Annotated in this window: 14 protein-coding genes; 6 read left to right on the top strand and 8 right to left on the bottom strand. The window is 45.5% G+C overall.

All coding sequences use genetic code 11. From position 1 onward, the window contains the following. Window positions 1–11: 11 nt before the first annotated feature. From icmF to AC5WOE_RS10245, 6 genes are read right to left on the bottom strand one after another with little or no spacing between them, the layout of a single operon-like run. A complete protein-coding gene (gene icmF, locus AC5WOE_RS10270) occupies window positions 12–3,194 on the bottom strand; it encodes a fused isobutyryl-CoA mutase/GTPase IcmF (RefSeq protein ID WP_496052552.1) in 3,183 nt (1,060 codons plus the stop codon). A gap of 27 nt (window positions 3,195–3,221) precedes the next feature. Continuing rightward, a complete protein-coding gene (gene meaB / locus AC5WOE_RS10265) occupies window positions 3,222–4,172 on the bottom strand; it encodes a methylmalonyl Co-A mutase-associated GTPase MeaB (protein WP_496052551.1) in 951 nt (316 codons plus the stop codon). Between the two features lie 17 nt (window positions 4,173–4,189). Then, on the bottom strand, window positions 4,190–5,329 hold the full coding sequence (locus AC5WOE_RS10260; protein ID WP_496050096.1) for an acyl-CoA dehydrogenase: 1,140 nt from the start codon (window positions 5,327–5,329) through the stop codon (window positions 4,190–4,192). After that, the gene (locus AC5WOE_RS10255) at window positions 5,326–6,483 is read right to left on the bottom strand and encodes an acyl-CoA dehydrogenase (RefSeq protein WP_496052550.1); all 1,158 of its coding nucleotides are present in this window, start codon (window positions 6,481–6,483) and stop codon (window positions 5,326–5,328) included. Before AC5WOE_RS10255 ends, AC5WOE_RS10260 begins: the two co-directional genes overlap by 4 nt. Continuing rightward, the gene (locus tag AC5WOE_RS10250; protein WP_496052674.1) at window positions 6,483–7,343 is read right to left on the bottom strand and encodes a 3-hydroxybutyryl-CoA dehydrogenase; all 861 of its coding nucleotides are present in this window, start codon (window positions 7,341–7,343) and stop codon (window positions 6,483–6,485) included. Before AC5WOE_RS10250 ends, AC5WOE_RS10255 begins: the two co-directional genes overlap by 1 nt. A gap of 10 nt (window positions 7,344–7,353) precedes the next feature. Further along, a complete protein-coding gene (locus AC5WOE_RS10245) occupies window positions 7,354–8,532 on the bottom strand; it encodes an acetyl-CoA C-acetyltransferase (RefSeq protein WP_496052549.1) in 1,179 nt (392 codons plus the stop codon). 302 nt (window positions 8,533–8,834) lie between these two features. Between AC5WOE_RS10245 and AC5WOE_RS10240 the strand changes: the two genes are divergently transcribed. From AC5WOE_RS10240 to AC5WOE_RS10220, 5 genes are all read left to right on the top strand, one after another. Continuing rightward, entirely contained in the window at window positions 8,835–9,773 is a 939-nt protein-coding gene (locus tag AC5WOE_RS10240) for a DMT family transporter (protein ID WP_496052548.1), read from the top strand. An 83-nt stretch (window positions 9,774–9,856) separates the two neighbouring features. Further along, entirely contained in the window at window positions 9,857–10,279 is a 423-nt protein-coding gene (locus AC5WOE_RS10235) for a hypothetical protein (protein ID WP_496052547.1), read from the top strand. 225 nt (window positions 10,280–10,504) lie between these two features. Further along, window positions 10,505–11,137 (top strand): hypothetical protein, encoded by a 633-nt coding sequence (locus tag AC5WOE_RS10230; RefSeq protein ID WP_496052546.1) that lies wholly within the window; start codon window positions 10,505–10,507, stop codon window positions 11,135–11,137. A 279-nt stretch (window positions 11,138–11,416) separates the two neighbouring features. Then, entirely contained in the window at window positions 11,417–11,893 is a 477-nt protein-coding gene (locus AC5WOE_RS10225) for a hypothetical protein (RefSeq protein ID WP_496050090.1), read from the top strand. A gap of 583 nt (window positions 11,894–12,476) precedes the next feature. Then, complete coding sequence (locus AC5WOE_RS10220) at window positions 12,477–12,812, top strand: hypothetical protein (RefSeq protein WP_496052545.1); 336 nt, start codon at window positions 12,477–12,479, stop codon at window positions 12,810–12,812. A 166-nt stretch (window positions 12,813–12,978) separates the two neighbouring features. Here the strand turns inward: AC5WOE_RS10220 and AC5WOE_RS10215 are convergent, their stop codons facing one another. After that, on the bottom strand, window positions 12,979–13,503 hold the full coding sequence (locus AC5WOE_RS10215; protein WP_496052544.1) for a YfiT family bacillithiol transferase: 525 nt from the start codon (window positions 13,501–13,503) through the stop codon (window positions 12,979–12,981). A gap of 184 nt (window positions 13,504–13,687) precedes the next feature. Further along, entirely contained in the window at window positions 13,688–15,697 is a 2,010-nt protein-coding gene (locus tag AC5WOE_RS10210; protein ID WP_496052543.1) for a (Fe-S)-binding protein, read from the bottom strand. An 861-nt stretch (window positions 15,698–16,558) separates the two neighbouring features. Here AC5WOE_RS10210 and AC5WOE_RS10205 point away from each other — a divergent pair. Next, entirely contained in the window at window positions 16,559–17,665 is a 1,107-nt protein-coding gene (locus AC5WOE_RS10205; RefSeq protein ID WP_496050087.1) for a radical SAM protein, read from the top strand. The last annotated feature ends 433 nt before the right edge of the window (window positions 17,666–18,098 follow it).

Raw genomic sequence — 18,098 nt, 5'->3', positions numbered from 1 at the left:
TCATCGCTTGTTTACATATTTCTTCGATACTGTCCACCAACTTCATAAAGTGCTTTGGTAATTTGCCCAAGTGTCGCTACTTTAACTGTTTCCATTAATTCTGCAAATATATTACCATTTTGATTTGCTGCTTCTTTTAATCTTATAAGTGCTTTTTCTGCTTGCTCCTTGTGCTTTGCTTGAAAGGCGAGTACATGCTCTACTTGCGACTTCTTCTCTTCTTCTGTAGCCCTTGATAATTCCATTTTTATCTTGTCAATCTTAACCTCAGGGTTCTCAAATGTATTGACTCCTATAATCGGCAGTTCTCCACTATGTTTTTTCATCTCATATAACATCGATTCTTCTTGAATTTTACTCCGTTGGTATTGTGTTTCCATCGCTCCGAGCACACCGCCACGATCACTGATCCGCTCAAATTCTTGTAAGACAGCTTCTTCTACGAGGTCGGTAAGTTCATCGATGATAAACGAGCCTTGGAGGGGATTTTCATTTTTGGCTAGACCTAATTCTTTGGTAATAATCAGTTGAATTGCCATCGCTCTGCGGACAGATTCTTCCGTTGGTGTTGTTATCGCTTCATCATAAGCATTGGTATGGAGGGAATTACATTGATCATAGAGTGCTAGAAGTGCTTGAAGGGTAGTCCGAATATCGTTAAAATCAATTTCTTGTGCATGAAGAGAGCGACCTGATGTTTGAATATGGTATTTGAGTTTTTGACTTCGTTCATTTGCTTCATAGAGCCGTTTCATCGTGACTGCCCAAATTCGTCGAGCTACCCGGCCGATCACTGCATATTCTGCATCTAAACCATTACTAAAGAAAAAGGACAGATTGGGAGCGAAATCGTCGATTTTCATCCCTCTACTCAAATAGTATTCTACATAAGTAAAAGCATTGGATAAAGTAAAAGCCAACTGAGTGATCGGATTTGCCCCTGCTTCGGCGATATGATAACCACTTATACTGACAGAATAGTAGTTGCGAATCTGCTGTTCGATAAAATACGCTTGCATATCCCCCATCATTTTTAACGCAAATTCGGTTGAGAAGATACATGTATTTTGTCCTTGATCTTCTTTTAAAATATCTGCCTGCACCGTACCTCGAACTGCTTGCAGGGTAGAGGTTATGATGGCTTTCTCTTCTTTTCTAGATGGAGCACGATGATGTTCTTGCTGAAATTTCCTGAGTTGTTGATCGATCGCCGTGTTGAGATACATCGCAAGAATGATCGGAGCAGGGCCATTGATGGTCATCGAGACACTTGTATTGACTGCACATAAATCAAAACCAGCAAATAAAGCGTGCATATTGTCCAATGTGCAGATACTCACCCCAGATTCTCCTACTTTTCCATAAATATCTGGTCTTTCTGCCGGGTCTTCTCCATATAGGGTCACACTATCAAAAGCAGTGGATAACCGTTTGGCCTGATCATTTTTGGATAAGTAGTGAAACCGACGATTGGTTCGCTCGGGTGTCCCTTCACCAGCAAACTGCCTTTTTGGGTCTTCGTCCTGCCGTTTTAAGGCAAATACACCAGCAGTAAACGGGAAATACCCAGGGAGATTTTCTCTGGATAACCAACGCAGCAAATCCCCTAAATCGCGGTAAGCAGGCAGGGAAACCTTGGGAATTTTACTTCCTGCAAGGGTTTCTGTGTACAAAGGTGTAGTAATTTCGCGATTTCTCACTTTGGAAATAAGGTTTTCTCGTTTATATTTTTCTACGACAGCCGGCCAATCTGTAAGCATTGTTTGATTTTCCGCCTTCAGCTCATTCCAAAGTTCTTGCTTTTTCTGTTCTAATTGGTCTATATCAGGAAGTAACCTTTTTACACCTTCCAGTTGATACACTTTGGTCGCAATATTCGCTTGTTCCTCTGCTTCCTGATGATACTTACGAATCGTAGAGGCGATTTCCCGGAGATAATGCATTCGTTCCGGAGGGATAATGGAACTTTTGCGCTGAACATTTTCGAGTTGAATCGCAGTAGATTCCCATTTGTCCGGTTGTTTTTCGTTCATAAGCGTGAGTAAAGCGTGATAAAAACGATTGACCCCTTGATCGTGAAAATGACTAGCCATCGTACTATATACAGGCATCTCATCGATAGAAGCATCAAACTGTTCCCGATTTCGCTGGACTTGTTTTTTTACATCACGTAAAGCATCTTCTGCACCTTTGTGATCCGCTTTATTAATCGCGATGATGTCGGCATAATCCAGCATTTCGATCTTTTCTAATTGAGAAGGAGAACCATATTCAGCAGTCATGACATAAACCGAAAGATCGCTGATGGGTACAATATCGGCATTTCCTTGACCAATACCGCTTGTTTCAACGAGGATGAGATCAAAATCAGCATATTGTAATACATCAATCGCGCCTTCGATCGCACTGCTTAGTTCTGATCGCGCTTGCCTTGTAGCTAGACTACGTAAAAAGATTTGCGGCTGATAAATCGCATTCATCCGGATGCGGTCACCAAGCAGTGCCCCGCCTGTCTTCTGTTTAGATGGGTCAATCGATAATATGCCGATACTTTTATCTGGGAAATCTTCTGTAAACCGACGGACGATTTCATCTGTCAACGAGCTCTTTCCTGCTCCACCGGTGCCTGTAATCCCAATAACCAATGCTCGTTTCTTCGCTTTTGGGACTATTCCCCCTTGTTCGACATACGTTATTGCCTGGGAAATAGCATAGTCACCGGATAATGATTGATCACTCCAAGCCGTTCCTCTTACAATCGGTTGATCCGTTTCCTCGATCATCCAATTGATCATGCCTTGGAGTCCTAGCTGTCGACCATCTTGGGGTGAAAAAATCTTTGCTACACCATAAGATTCCAAAGCCTCGATTTCAGCAGGGATAATTACCCCTCCTCCGCCGCCAAATACTTGAATATGATCTGCCCCTTTTGCCCGAAGCAAATCCATTAAATAGGAAAAAAAGGCAACATGCCCACCTTGGTAAGAAGAAAGCGCAATACCTTGAACGTCTTCTTGGATTGCAGCTGTCACAATCTCCTGCACAGAGCGATTATGCCCGAGGTGAATGACTTCAACCCCAGACGATTGCAACAATCGACGAAATAAATTGATCGAAGCATCATGTCCATCAAATAAACTTGCAGCAGTTATAAAGCGGATTGCATGCTTTGGAAATCGTCTGACTTGTTCCATACCCAAATCACATCCTTCCACTGCCCCTTATTCGCTCTCACTTGCAAATAATTGCTGTGCTATCATTTCAGCTAGTTCTTGCGGTGTTGTTTCTCCCTTCTCAAGTTCAGATACCCGCCCTCGCAAACTTTCTTTTTGCATGATCGTTTTGCGCCTCTGTTCATACAACAGTAATAATTCTTCCTCTACTTCTTGGTAAAGTTGAGCCAATCGCTGTTTTTCCCATTCTCCAGTCTGTTTGAGATATTGGTCATGTTTTTGTAAACACTCCCAAAGAGCACTTATGCCTTGGTTTTGCTGGCTGCTTGCCGCAATTACACTTGGCATCCAAGTTCCTTTCCCTCCGCTTAACTCCAACATGTCTTCAATCTCAGCGATCAAACGAGGGGCACCTGATTGATCTGCTTTGTTAACTACATACACATCAGCGATCTCCATCACGCCAGCCTTGGTAACTTGTATCATATCTCCAGCACCAGGGTGAAGTACCACACATACAGTGTCTGCAAGGTGCATAATGGAAAGCTCCGACTGGCCGACACCAACGGTCTCAATTAAGATGACATCAAACCCCGCAGCATCCAGGACACGGACACAATCTTTGGTATGGATCGAAATACCACCTACTCGCCCTCGATTCGCCATACTTCGCAAATAAATCCCTTCATCCATAGCATGACGATTCATCCGAATCCGATCTCCTAAGATGGCTCCTCCTGAAAACGGGCTCGTCGGATCGATTGCCAAAACGCCAACGGTAAGTCCCTGTTTTCTTAGATGAACGAGCAGTGAGCCAATAAGTGTACTTTTTCCAGCCCCAGGAGGACCTGTTATCCCTATGACTTGAGCTTTTGCCGTATAGGGTAAGAGCTCTTTTACCATCGACTTGGCCTCTTCATCTCGATTTTCTAGTTTGGTGATCGCTTGCGCGATCGTACGTTTATCTTTTTGGCGTAGAAGCATCAGCCAATCTTCCAACTTTTTCCCACCTTTTATCACTTTGTCAAATATTTTGCGATAACGATGCGCTGAATCTCATTGGTTCCTTCGTAGATTTGGGTGATCTTTGCGTCGCGCATCATTCTCTCTACTGGGTACTCTCGTGTATAACCATACCCGCCAAATATTTGTACTGCCTCTGTTGTGACTTGCATCGCGGTGTCCCCAGCCAACAATTTAGCCATCGCAGAGGCTTTCCCATAACTTTTGCCATTACTCTCTAACCATGCAGCTTGATAGGTTAAAAGTCTTGCAGCTTCAATTTGTGTCGCCATATCTGCCAGTTTAAACTGAATCGCTTGTTGTTCTGCCAATGTCTTGCCAAATTGCCTGCGCTCTTTTGCATAGGCTAGAGCAGCATCCAATGCCCCTTGAGCGATGCCGACTGCTTGTGCTGCGATTCCATTTCTCCCGCCATCAAGGGTACGCATTGCAATGGTAAATCCTTGTCCTTCTTCCCCCAATAACTGATCGGCAGGAACACGGCAATCTTCAAGAATAATTTCCAACGTTGGAGAAGAACGAATCCCTAATTTTTTTTCTTTCTTGCCAAACGAAAATCCAGGTGTGCCTTTCTCCACAATAAAGGCACTGATCCCTTTATGCCTTTTCGCCGGATCGGTGACAGCGAAGACGATATAGATTTCTGCTTCTCCCCCATTGGTGATAAATATTTTATTTCCATTTAACACATATTCATCACCCACACGAGTGGCTGTCGTTTTCATGCCTGCTGCATCCGAACCTGATCCGGGTTCCGTCAGCCCATATGCACCAAGCTTTCTTCCCTCGGCTAAGGGACGCAGAAAACGCTCTTTCTGAGATTCAGAACCATATGCAAAAAGTGGCCAACTGGCAAGTGATATATGTGCAGATAAAGTAACACCCATCGATCCACATACCCGAGATAACTCTTCGACAGCAATCACATAACTGAGAAAATCGCTTCCTGCTCCTCCGATCTCCTCACTCCACGGAATACCAGTCAGACCTAACTCACCCATCTGATCGAAAAGACTGCGGTCAAACCGCTCCTCTTCATCACGAATACTGGCTGTTGGGGCAATTTGTTCTTCCGCAAACTGACGAACCATCTTTTGCATCATTTCATGTTCGTCATCCCATTTGAAATTCATTTTTGTCTGCTCCTCTCCTGAGTCAAGGTGCTCGCTATCACGACACGTTGAATTTCATTGGTTCCTTCGTAGATTTGGGTTACTTTTGCATCACGGAATAGACGCTCAATCGGATAATCTCGAATATAACCATTGCCGCCAAAAATTTGCACTGCCTCAGTCGTCACTTTCATCGCCACATCAGAAGCATACAGCTTCGCCATCGAAGCTTCTTTCCGACACGCTTCTCCTTGTTGTTTATAAGAAGCAGCTCGATAAATCATCAATCTTGCAGCTTCCACCATCGTTGCCATGTCTGCGAGTTTAAACTGAATCGCTTGCTGGTCTGCTAGAGGCTTACCAAATTGCACTCGTTGTTTGACATATTGCAGACAGTGTTCTAAGGCACTCTGAGCAATACCAAGCGCTTGCGCTCCTATGCCAATTCTTCCACCTGCTAGATGCTGGAGAGCGATTTCATAACCCTGCCCTTCTTCTCCTAACAACTGACTGACTGGCACCTGAGCTTGATCAAAAATAAGTTCTCCTGTATTAGAACCATTTAAGCCCATCTTTTTTTCTTTCTTGCCAAAGGAAAAACCGGGTGTACCTTTGTCGACAATAAAACTGCTTATCCCTTTTGTACCTTTGGTCGGATCGGTAACAGCAAAGACAATGTATACATCTGCTGCTTCCGCATTGGTAATAAATACTTTGCTGCCTGTTATCACATATTTATCATTTTCCCTAACAGCCCGCGTTTGAATCTTACTGGCATCAGAACCTGCCTGCGGCTCTGTTAAAGCAAATGCACCAATCTTTCTTCCCCAGCTAAGATCACTTAAGTATCGCTGTTTTTGCTCGTCTGTCCCATAATGTAAGATCGGCATCGTAGCAACAGATGTGTGTACTGCTAATATCACTCCAACGGTTGCACTCACCCTTGAAAGTTCCTCTAAGGCAATAATATAGGTAATAAAATCTGCTCCAACTCCGCCTGCTTCAGCTGGGATGGGGATACCCATAAAACCCATCTCGCCCATCTTTTGAATGACTTCAAGCGGAAATACTTCTGCTTCTTCCATTTTGGGGATATGCGGAGGAATGTGTTGTTCCGCAAATTGACGAACCAACTTTCGCATCATCGTTTGTTCATCTGTAAACGTAAACTCCATCACTCTGCCCCCCTGTAATCATAAAATCCCCGTTTGCTCTTTCGGCCTAACCACCCTGCTGCTACATACTTTTTTAGTAAGGGACAAGGACGATATTTGCTGTCTGCAAAACCATCGTGTAATGTTTCCATGATCGAAAGACATGTGTCCAAACCGATAAAATCAGCTAACTCTAAGGGACCCATCGGATGATTCATCCCCAGTTTCATCACATCATCAACTGCTTCTGGTGCTGCTACCCCTTCATAAACAGCATAGATTGCTTCATTTATCATCGGCATCAATATTCGATTGGAAATAAAACCGGGGAAATCATTGACTTCTACCGCTTTTTTCCCCAATTTTACAGCAACGCTTAGGACAGCCTGATATGTTTCTTCACTTGTGGCCAGACCCCGAATCACTTCAACCAATTTCATAACAGGAACAGGATTCATAAAGTGCATCCCAATGACGCGGTCAGCTCGATTTGTCGCAGCAGCTAACGCCGTTATGGGAAGAGAGGAGGTGTTACTTGCAAAAATAGTAGAAGGGGGGGCCAATTGATCCAACTTAGCAAACAGCTCTTCTTTTGCCTGTTTTTGTTCGACAATCGCTTCAATGATCAGATCAGCATCCCTTACAAGACGCAAATCCGTTGTCGTTTGGAGACGGTTCAAGCACGTAGTTTTTTCTGCGACAGTCAATCTCTCTTTGACGATTTGCCGATCAAAATTTCGCGTGATTTTCTTGACACCTTTTTCTAACCAATCATCTGATTGATCGATCAAAATGACTGTATAACCAGCTCGAATCGAGACTTCTGCTATACCACTGCCCATTTGTCCAGCACCGATCACCGCTATTCGTTCCATCTCGATCCCTCCATCATCACTTCACTTCGATTAACACTGCATCTCCTTGTCCTGCGCCGCTGCAAATTGCCGCTACTCCAAGTCCTCCTCCACGGCGACGCAATTCATATGCCAAAGTAAGTAAAATTCGGGCACCACTTGCACCGATTGGATGTCCAAGTGCTACAGCTCCACCGTTCACATTTACTTTTGAATCATCCCATTCGAGTATTTTCCCCGTCGCTAAAGGGACAACGGCAAATGCTTCATTTACTTCAAATAAATCGATATCTTTTACATCTAAGTGGTGCTGGTGTAAAAGTTTCTGGATCGCATAGGCTGGAGTGACTGGGAAACGCTCCGGTTCCATCGCAACTGTAGCATGCCCTAAAATCGCAGCAAGCGCATTTACCCCGAGTTCCTCTGCTTTTGCCCGTGAACTGACAACCATCGCCGCAGCGCCATCATTGACTCCTGGAGCATTTCCAGCTGTAATCGTTCCATCTGCTGCAAAAGCGGCTGAAAGTGCTGCTAATTTTTCGCTGCTGGTATCACTGCGAATTGATTCATCTGTTATTACCAACGTCGTAGATTTGCGGTTTTTCACCTCTACCGCTGTGATTTCTTCTGCCATCCCTCCAACATTGACCGCTCTCGCTGCTAACTGATGACTGCGAGCTGCCCATGCATCTTGTTCTTCTCTACTAATCTGGTATTCTTTCGCCGTCGTATTTCCATGTATAATCATATGCACATCCTCAAATGCACACCACAAACCATCATGTATCATCAAATCAAGCAGCTGCCCATGACCCATTCGCTGTCCAAATCTCGCTTTGGGCAGGATATAGGGGGCATTGCTCATGCTCTCCATGCCGCCGGCAACGATTAACTGGCTTCCTCCTGAGCGGATAATCTGCTCTGCCAGTGTCACACTGCGAATTCCTGAGGCACAGACTTTATTGATCGTTTCTGTCGGAACATGCCAAGGGATACCAGCGAGATGTGCTGCTTGGCGAGATGGGATTTGTCCTGCTCCACCCTGTAATACCATCCCCATTAACACTTCTTCTACTAAATCAGTAGAAACACCAGCTCGCACCAGTGCCTCTTTGATCGCAACAGCCCCAAGCTCTACCGCAGGGATCGTATGAAGAGCACCGCCCAATTTTCCAATCGGTGTTCGAGCTCCTTCTAAGATCACTACTTCACTCACGACTCCCACCTCCAACAGATAGAAATAGCTGTGTTTCCAGTGAAATGAAAACGTTATCAATATTAAGGATACCTTATCGAAGAAGCATTTACAATTCCATCAAATCATCAAAAGTAACATATGGTTTCCTTCATTTTTATGTCGGTTGGAATATTTTTATTATATCTTCCTTGCGAATTCTACTTCCTTTACTAGAATCCTATATTCTCTTAAGAACCAAGACTTACCAACTTTTGTATAAGCAAAAAATCCATACATCCACTAAAATAAAAATAGAACCTACATTGGAAGGAAAGAAGAACGTGCAGAAATTTGTTACCCGACCGATGGGATTTTTGATCACCATTCTGGCGGTCACGCTATTATGGGGGAGTCCTGCTCCCTTTATCAAGTTGAGTTATACATGGTTATCGATCAGCCCAAACGAATATAGCAAAGAATTTTTATTTGCAGGTTATCGCTTTCTATTATCTGCTGTCATTCTCTATGTCATTTTAAGAGTTACAAAAAAAGAAAAAATCTTTACTCCAGCTGCTTTCCGGCATTTGAGCAAAGTAGGATTTATCCAAAACTTTTTGCAGTATCTCTTTTTTTATGTTGGGGTAAGTATCTCTTCCAGCATGGTCACGGTCATTCTCACTGGTACTGCTTCCTTGTTTCAAATTTTAATAGCCCATTTTATTGATGCAGATGATCGGTTAACTTTGCGAAAAATAGCTGGAGTAGCTATAGGTTTCCTCGGAATTTTTGTCGTCAGCCTCCACTCTATCTCTTCCGGAGTTGGCTTTGGGGCTGGAGAAATACTGCTGCTTTTAGCCAATCTAGCAGGAGCTGCCGGCAATCTATTAGCACGCCATGAGTCGAAAAGATATGACATCGGTGTTATTACCTTTTATCAACTATTTATTGGTTCCCTCTGTCTCATTGGCATAGGAATTTGGAAAACAGGTCTGGTTCCTTTTCACTTTGATCTCCAATCCGGAACTACTTTTGTTTTTTTAGCATTAGTAGCAGTCATCGGTACGTTTTTTTGGAATATTTTACTTCGCTATCATCCTGTGAGTAAGGCATCGATCTTTTTGTTTCTCATCCCGGTTTTCGGCGTTTTTTACTCATCTTTCCTGTTAGCGGAAAAGCTGAATTTGTATACGTTTATCGGCTTAATCCTCGTCTGTTTGGGGATTGTCGTCGTTAACGTGAAAAATAAAACAGCAAAAGAGCAAATAGCATCGGAAGTGTAACTTGTATAGATCATTTGGCAAACTTATGGATATTTCTTATAATAAAGAGAGACAGAGGCGATCTACAAACTTCGGGAGGAGATATGTCGCCTGATATACATCCTATGGTATGGATCAACCTTGCCATCTTGCTGGTCTTCATCGCTTGGAAAACTTACCGAATCAATGTGATAAAGGAACTCGAAGTGAGCGGGCTGCGCATCTTCGCCTGCATCGTCTTCACCTTTATCGGCATCGGTTTCATCGAAGCGAAAGACGGCGCGATGGGGGCACGATGGTTCTTTGCTCCTCTAGCAGCGGTGGTACTGGGATTCATCTTGAGGGGAAAGCCCAGGACTCCCAAGCCCCCGCCGTACTTCTTCCCCCCTGCAAAGCCAAAGAAAAAGAAAAAGCTGAGTCCAGAAGAACTGCAGGAGGAGTTCCTGAAGGAGATGCGTCGTCTTCGGCGTTCTGTTGACTATGTCGAATACGAGGTGACAGACGACCACCACCACGACCACCACTGATCGAAGAGAAGTAGATCACCCGTCGGCTGTGTGTGAACCTAACACACAGCCGACCCCGAAAAAAAAGCATGAACATATAGATAAGCCAGCTCCAGCACAATGGCAGCTGGTTTTTATTGTGTAAATAAGCAGTGGAGATAAAATGGCTTTCAATTGGAAAAAAAGGGGCAATCATCATATAATAGAAGTACACCAACGTGATCCACGACCTCCTGGGAGTTTGAAATGATTTTTCTGTACGTGCTGGGCATGACCGTCAGCATCGTTCACGAGATCTACCGTTCCGAGCAGAGGAACGGTCTCTACAAGTCCGAGCGGCTTCGTAAGCGCAATCAAGGCATCGTTCTTGCCTTCATCTGGCCGATCACCTACGGTCTGCTGTACCTGGTGGACGCCCCGATCTGGGCTCTGTTCCTCTTCTTCGTCGCTGTCGGCGCCATCGAGGTGTTCGTCACCAAGATCAGGTGGGGCATCGAATATTTCTGGGGCCTCACCGACTGGATCATCGCGGTCGCGAGGGATCTGATGGATTTGATCGCCAAGAAGACAACGGCGAAGCCGGTGTCTCTGAACAAGGCACCGGCTGCTTCTGCGCCGGCTGTTCCCGTACCGGGCTGCTCCTGCTTCGGTTGTTCCGGGCTGGCTGCTTCTGCACCGACTGTTCCTATGCCGGCTGCTTCTGCACCGACTGTTCCTATGCCGACTGCTTCTGCACCGACTGTTCCTATGCCGGCTGCTTCTGCACCGACTGTTCCTATGCCGGTGGTTCCTGCGCCAGCTGCTCCCGAATCGGATGCTGTCAAGGTCACCGACAACCGTGGTGGAGACCGGAGTTTCCTCGGCTTCAAAAAGCCCTGAGATTCCACAGGAGGGGTGGATCACAGCTGACTACATGCTACCAAAGTGTGTAGTCGGCCGTGAAAATATCATGTAAGAATATATAGAGAAACCAGCTTCTACTCATTAGAAGCTGGTTTCATTTTGTTTCTAAATAATCCTTTGACTCTAATTCGTGAGTCAACTTATTTGGAAAAAGGAAACATTTCCAATTCTGATTATTACCGATTGTCAACTAGTGCGAAGTCATACTATAATAAAAGTACGTATTCGTGATCCTTCCCTTGAAAGGGGAATCTCGTGGCTCTCATCGTGGCTCTGACCAGCCTCATCGTGCAGGCTCTCTGGCTGTACCTCGAAATCCTCAACATCCGGTACGCCAGGAAGTCGAACCTGCGGCCCCGCATCTGGAAGTGGATCGGCGCGGGCTTCCTCATCTGGCTCCTCATCGTCGTCGTACCGACCATCGCCCGCATGATCGGGGTACCCGACTTGCTCGTGCTCGTCGGAACCCTGATCGGCACGTACTTCGTGCAGTGCCGGCTCATGAAGTTCTGGGGTATCTTGAAGAAGTCCCCGAACCAGGAGGAGTCCTCGGACCCGAAGAAGTCCCCGATCACCTTCCAGGAGCGTCTCATCAAGTTCGCCGGCTGGCTCGGCGAGCAGTACCGCGGGACGAAGGAGAACTTGCACCAGCAGGCCCAGCCCACTCAGGTGCCGCCGGCGCAGGCTCAGACCGTGATCCCGCCGATGCCCAAGAACCCCCCGACCGTCTAGTAGGCTCAAACCGCTCCGGCGACCACAGCCAACTGACATCCACAAGGAAGGATCACACCGACCGTACAGCACAATCGTACGGCCGGCGTGAAATTTAATGATCCAACACATAGATAAAACCAGCTCTCATCGTTTGGGAGCTGGTTTTTGTTATATCCAAATATACCTTTAGAGAAATCACCCTCGCAGTGCGATTCAATTATTTCACATTTATTTATCAATGGGTGAACTCCATACTTTGACAACTCCACACGGCTAAAAACGTTGGATTCTTGAAACGATAGCCTCATGACTACTTCATTACCAAGCTAACTCCGTGTGCCCCACGGTTTACGTATATTGATTTCTTAATTGCCGCGAACAACTTGGTTTTCGTCTGCTGCGACTATACCTATATTTCCATCATAGGAATGTTTGTTTGTGAATTTACTTTTTTCAAAAAATGGACTGATGAAAGAAAATTCCTTCCCCTCGTCCAACACTCACTTTCATCCCACGATTTAAATCATGGATTTTCACACTCACAATGATATAATCAGAGTAAGCAAGTATTCGTGATCCACCTAGTTTCCCGGGAGGGAATATGAACTGGTTCAACCTCGCGTCTACGGTGATCGGTGTGCTGGCACTTCTGGACCTTCTCGGCATGATCATGCTGGTCTCCCTCGCGAACTTCCTGTTCCGGCGTTCGACCCTGAAGGGAAAGAACCCCAACAACTACCGCGGGCGGACCAGGCTGACCTTCCTGATCGCCTTCGTGATGCCGTGTCTCACGACACCGCTGATCACGGCTTCCGGCTACGCCTGGATGCTGATCATCACGATCCCGGCGACGGCGGTCATCGCCGGCATCATCGTGTGGCAGATCTGGAAGCGCGTCGCGGCGATCGAGCCGAGGAAGACGCTGGTCACCCAGTGACCGCCGTGATCCCGTTCTCAGCACTGCTGACCTGATCGGGATATCCCTTGTGGATCGCAGCCGGCCATAGTGAACTATGGCCGGCAGTGAATATAATGCAGGAAACCATAGAAAACAGCTCCTTTTTTGTGGAGCTGTTTTATTTATTTTATATCCATCTATAAAACTACCAGCCTTTTCGCTCGCGAAGCGACGTAATATGTGCGACATGATGCTCACTATGCCAAGCATAGACTGCTGTTGCGATATCGAGATTCAATGGTCCAAGCTCTGGATGAATAAAGACCTTTTCCCAATCAGAAGACGAAAAAGAACGCAGCAAGATTGACCAACGGTGATGTGAGCCATCTAAAATAGCAAGTGAACTGGAGATCGGAGCATGCTTCGCATCAGGAAGCTCTGCCCACTTCCCTTCGTCATAGGTGCGAATGGCAGGAGATTCCTCCGTCAATACAAGACGAGATCGGGTGTAACTATTCAAATGGCTGTCTGCCAGATGGTGAACAACCTGTCGAACAGTCCAACCTCCTTCTCGATAAGGAGTATCGAGTTGTTCCTCTGTTAAACCTTCTACTGCATTCCGCAATGATGCAGGAAGGTTTTCAATTGTTTGAATAAATTGTTCACGCAGCTCTGATGTAAACGTTGCTGGTTTTTGAAACTTTCCTATAGGATATCGAAGATCCTCCATCCATTTTCACCTCTTCACCAAATTTCACACTATGTATCTAACAATTTATATACTATGCTATTCAAAAGTATAAAAGTCCTTACTTTTTAGCAAGGACTTTGTTTATTCTTATCGCTTATCCACTTGGGATAACTCAGCTTCTTTTTTTATAAGATCCAAAACTATTTCTGCTTCCATTTTTCCTTTATAACACTGACTGTGCCAACAGCTCTGCGACATCAAAAGTTTGTACCTGTTCTTCTACTTCCATCGCTTTTGTTCCATCGGATAGCATCGTCAAGCAATAAGGACAAGCACTGCTGATGATAGTTGGAGATACTTCCAAAGCTTGCTCCGTTCTAGCAAGATTCACCCGTTTTCCTTCTGTCTCCTCTAACCACATCATCCCGCCGCCAGCACCGCAGCACATGGCATTTTCCCGATTCCGCTCCATCTCTACCAATTCTACTCCAGGAATCTGTTTTAAGATGTAGCGAGGTGCTTCGTATTCCTCATTGTACCTTCCTAAGTAACAAGAATCATGGTAGGTGATGCGCTCAGAGATGGTTTTACGAGGGATGAGTTTCTCTTCTCTCACTAACTGAGCTAACAGCTGCGTATGATGGATGACTTCGCCTTCCCAGCCTAGGTCTTTATACTCATGTTTAAATAAGTTAAAAGCATGAGGGTCAGCGGTGATGATCTTCTTCACTTGGTGTTTTTGAAACTTCTCGATATTTGCTGCTGCTTGCTGTTGGAACAAAAATTCATTGCCCAAGCGCCTTGGGGTATCTCCGGAGTTTTTCTCTTGATTTCCAAGGATAGCAAACGAGATTCCTGCATGAGTCAGCAATTCTGCCACAGCTTGGGTTACTCGTTTTGTTCTCATATCATAGGAACCCATCGAGCCGACAAAAAACAGATATTCAAAAGTCGGATTTTCTTTAACAGTTGGCACTTGTACGGTACTTTCAGACGCCCAGTTCGCCCGTTCTTTTTTGCTGAGTCCCCATGGGTTGCCTTGCCGTTCAATGTTAGTGAGCGTTCTTGAAGCTTCCGGGCGAATGCTCCCTTCCGTTAAAACCAAGTATCGGCGCATATCGATAATTTTATCGACATGTTCATTCATCACAGGACAGGCATCCTCACAGTTGCGACAAGTGGTGCAAGCCCATAATTCTTGAGGTGTTATGACATCGCCTATAAGTGATACATCTTTGCTTTGAGTTGTCGCAGCAGCTTCAGTGGCAAACGCAAATGCAGGCATCCACGGAGTGGTGGAAGTGATCGCTGCTCCTTTGGCTGTCAAATGATTGCGCATCTTCACGATCAAATCCATCGGCGATAACATCTTTCCTGTTCCAGATGCCGGACAAACAGACGTGCACCGGCCGCATTCTACACATGCATATAGATCGATCAACTGAGTTTGAGCAAAGTCTTCGATTTTCCCCGCACCAAATGTCTCCGCAGACTCATCTTCAAAATCGATCAAAGACAGCTGGGAACGATCCCTTCGCAATACCACATTCAGCGGTGCAACAAAGAGATGGAAATGCTTGGACTGAGGAACATAGAGTAAAAAACTGAACAAAACAATAGCATGCATCCACCAGCCGATATAAAACAAGACACTGCCTGCCGCTGGTGTCATCCAACCGATAAAAAAGTAAGCGATTGCAGAAGATAACGGAGCAGTCCAAGTAAGACTTTCTTCCAGCCAAACTTTTTCAAACGCAGAAGACCAAATGATGGACAAGAGCAGGGAAGTGAGGAACAAAATGACCAAACCTGAGCGGAAACCCCTCTTCAGTCTTGGAAGTTTCTCTACATAGCGACGATAGTAAGCATATCCAGTAGCAAGGAACACAAGGAAAACAGTGACTTCTTCTAAAAATTGAAATGCCGAATAATAGGGGATAGGCAGATGATTTCCCGGAAACAATCCTTTGATAAATAAATCGATTGCCCCAAATTGAATGAGGATAAACCCGTAAAACATAACCACATGCATCCAGCCGCTTTTCTTATCTTTTAACAGTTTCTTTTGACCAAAAATATAACCCCACGCACCAGCAAAATTCCATTCCCATTCTACCTTTTTTCCAAGTAAGATGTAGCGGTACCGGGTATATACAATTCTGCCAAATAAGAAGAGAACTGTTGCTGTCAACAACACAAACAACACGATGTGAATCCAATACAAAGTTTGCATTCCCATTGCTCCTTTTTGTCAAATGAGTACAAAGAAGGGCTGTTAAAACAAAACCTTACCGACTAGCAAACTCTTGCATTATTACTCCCGATGAACAAATTCACTAACATTTCGTGCAAAATCCGCTTGATATGTACGTCTTCCGCGACTGCCCACAAAAGCAACAAAGGACGCTACAGCCGTACAAAGCGAGACTAGGAACGAAGTGACGTAGCGAGACTTGTGCCCTTGTCTAAGGTACGTATCTTCGCTTGGGATTTTTTGTATCTATTTTTGCTCAAGTAGAGTTATTTAATAGGAAGCTACCTTGGAAGATGCATCCTAGACCAAAACAGCGTCAAAAACCGTATGGGACTTTTACTATAAGTATATTGTATATGTTAGTCATCTTTCCTTCCATTTTAAATTTGATCTTCTTCCGAATCGGTTGTAATTAGAGTTTATCCCCAAAATACTCTTCTTCCCATCAATCCCTTTCTACATAAGACATTCAAGCCTTCTGGAGGCACGGTTTCTGCTCTAGTCCACAGAATTATTTCCATTTGTTGGTCAAATTGCGCTTTGTTACACGAATGCTGGTCATCAGTTTTCTGAATTGTTATAATTAATAGGAGCACATGAATAAGCCTATTCGAGTAGCAGAAGGAAATGCCTTTTCCTCGTAGGCGTGGCAACCGATCAATGAGGAGTTGATCGGAATTGTGTTCGTTAGGACTCCAGACAAATCGTCTGGAGAAGTGGACCTCTCTTTGAGAGTCTCCAAGAGGATGAACCTCTAGGATGAAAGGATAACGGTGATATCTGTTCCAACTGTTCAAACCTTTCGATTCCTAGAGGATAAACCTCTAGAACGAAAGGGTAATGATGGTAACTGTTCCAGCTGTACCTACCTTCGTCGAGAAGGATCTGTCCCTCCGTGTGAAGGTCGGTGATGCTTGCGGGCTCACCTGCACCTTCTGTCACAACGAGGGGGTTCCGGTGACTTCCGACAACCGCAACCTTCTTATCAGTCCCGTCAACAAGAAGTCTGTCCCTATCTGGAAGGATGGTGGCGGGAAGTCGGGTCGACGGTCAATCTACAGCCAGACGAACGGAGTAAACTTCCTGTCCGACCTGGTAGAACCCGACGACGAGTTTATCGCAGCGCTGAACATGATTCGCGAGGTGTTCGGGACAACGGAAATCCACCTCACAGGTGGGGAACCATCCCTGCATCCCCGAGTCGCGGAAATCGTCCGAGTCGCCACAGAGAACAACTATGTGGTGGGGATGACCTCCAACGGAGAGAATCCCAAGGCCTTTCCGCCCAGTGCGGCGGCGGGTCTGGACCGTGTCAACTTCTCCATCTTTGGAACAACTCCCCAGGAGCTGGCCGAAGTACAAAACGAGAAGTTCCGAAATGAAAAGCTGGCAGAAGTGAAGCTGAGGTCTTTGGCGAGGAGCATCGATGCAGCTCTCTCCAACGGCGTCAAGGCAAGTGCGAATATCGTCGTACTCAACCACGACCACATTCCACGCGTTCATCGCCTGCTGGAAGAGTACTCCAGCGAGCTTTCCGTCCGGCTGCTCAATTCACTAGATGACGGTCAAGCATCCATCGACGCCATCAACCAGATATTCACGGACCTGAACGCCAAGCCGGTCGCGAACTACGTGACGGCAGGAGTCTCAGGCGCCCGAACCGTGTACGAACTCCCCGACAAAAGGAGGATTCAGTTCAAGAAAATCCGAACCGTCCGACTCCCCGACACCTGTCAGGGATGCAGCCTCAATAACCCCGTCGACTGCCAAGAAGGCTATTACGGCATGCGGCTCTACAAGTCTATGGGCGGAGGTTACGTAGTCGGCATCTGCATTCAGCGGATGGATCTTACTATGCCTGTGGATGAGTTCGTCAACAGCCCTCGATGCCAGGAGGTACTGGACTTCAGGGAACAGGAATACCAACAACTGAACGCGGCTGAGTAAGTCAGCCAAGCAGGAGGAGAAAGTCGCCTCCCGCTGACCAGGTTATTCGCTAGTCGATCGTATGGTTGATAAGCGAAGAGTGAGCTGAGGCTCTACCTGGGTCCCCCTCTTTTTTCGGAAAGAGGGGGACACTGATTTATAGCGTTATTTCGAATCTACTTTGGAAAACAATGTTACATAACATAAATCTTACTTCCTATGTGGGGACTGACCTCATCCAGATGAAGCGGTTGCACTTCTTTCTTCACAGTTAAAAACTCCCATCATATTTTCTTATGGGTTGTTTGTCTGTATAGAGTACATCAACCTCTGCTATTTCCAATAAAAACCGTAATCCATCTTGCTAATGCCGTAAATCTGCCTCGATCATTCTTGATATTGACAATATAACCCATATATACGGCATAATAAACAGAAAATATTGATATTTATA

The sequence above is a fragment of the Shimazuella sp. NTD248 genome (assembly GCF_059510395.1).
Note: the sequence above shows the minus strand (reverse complement) of the source record. Positions and strands in the feature narration are given on the sequence as shown.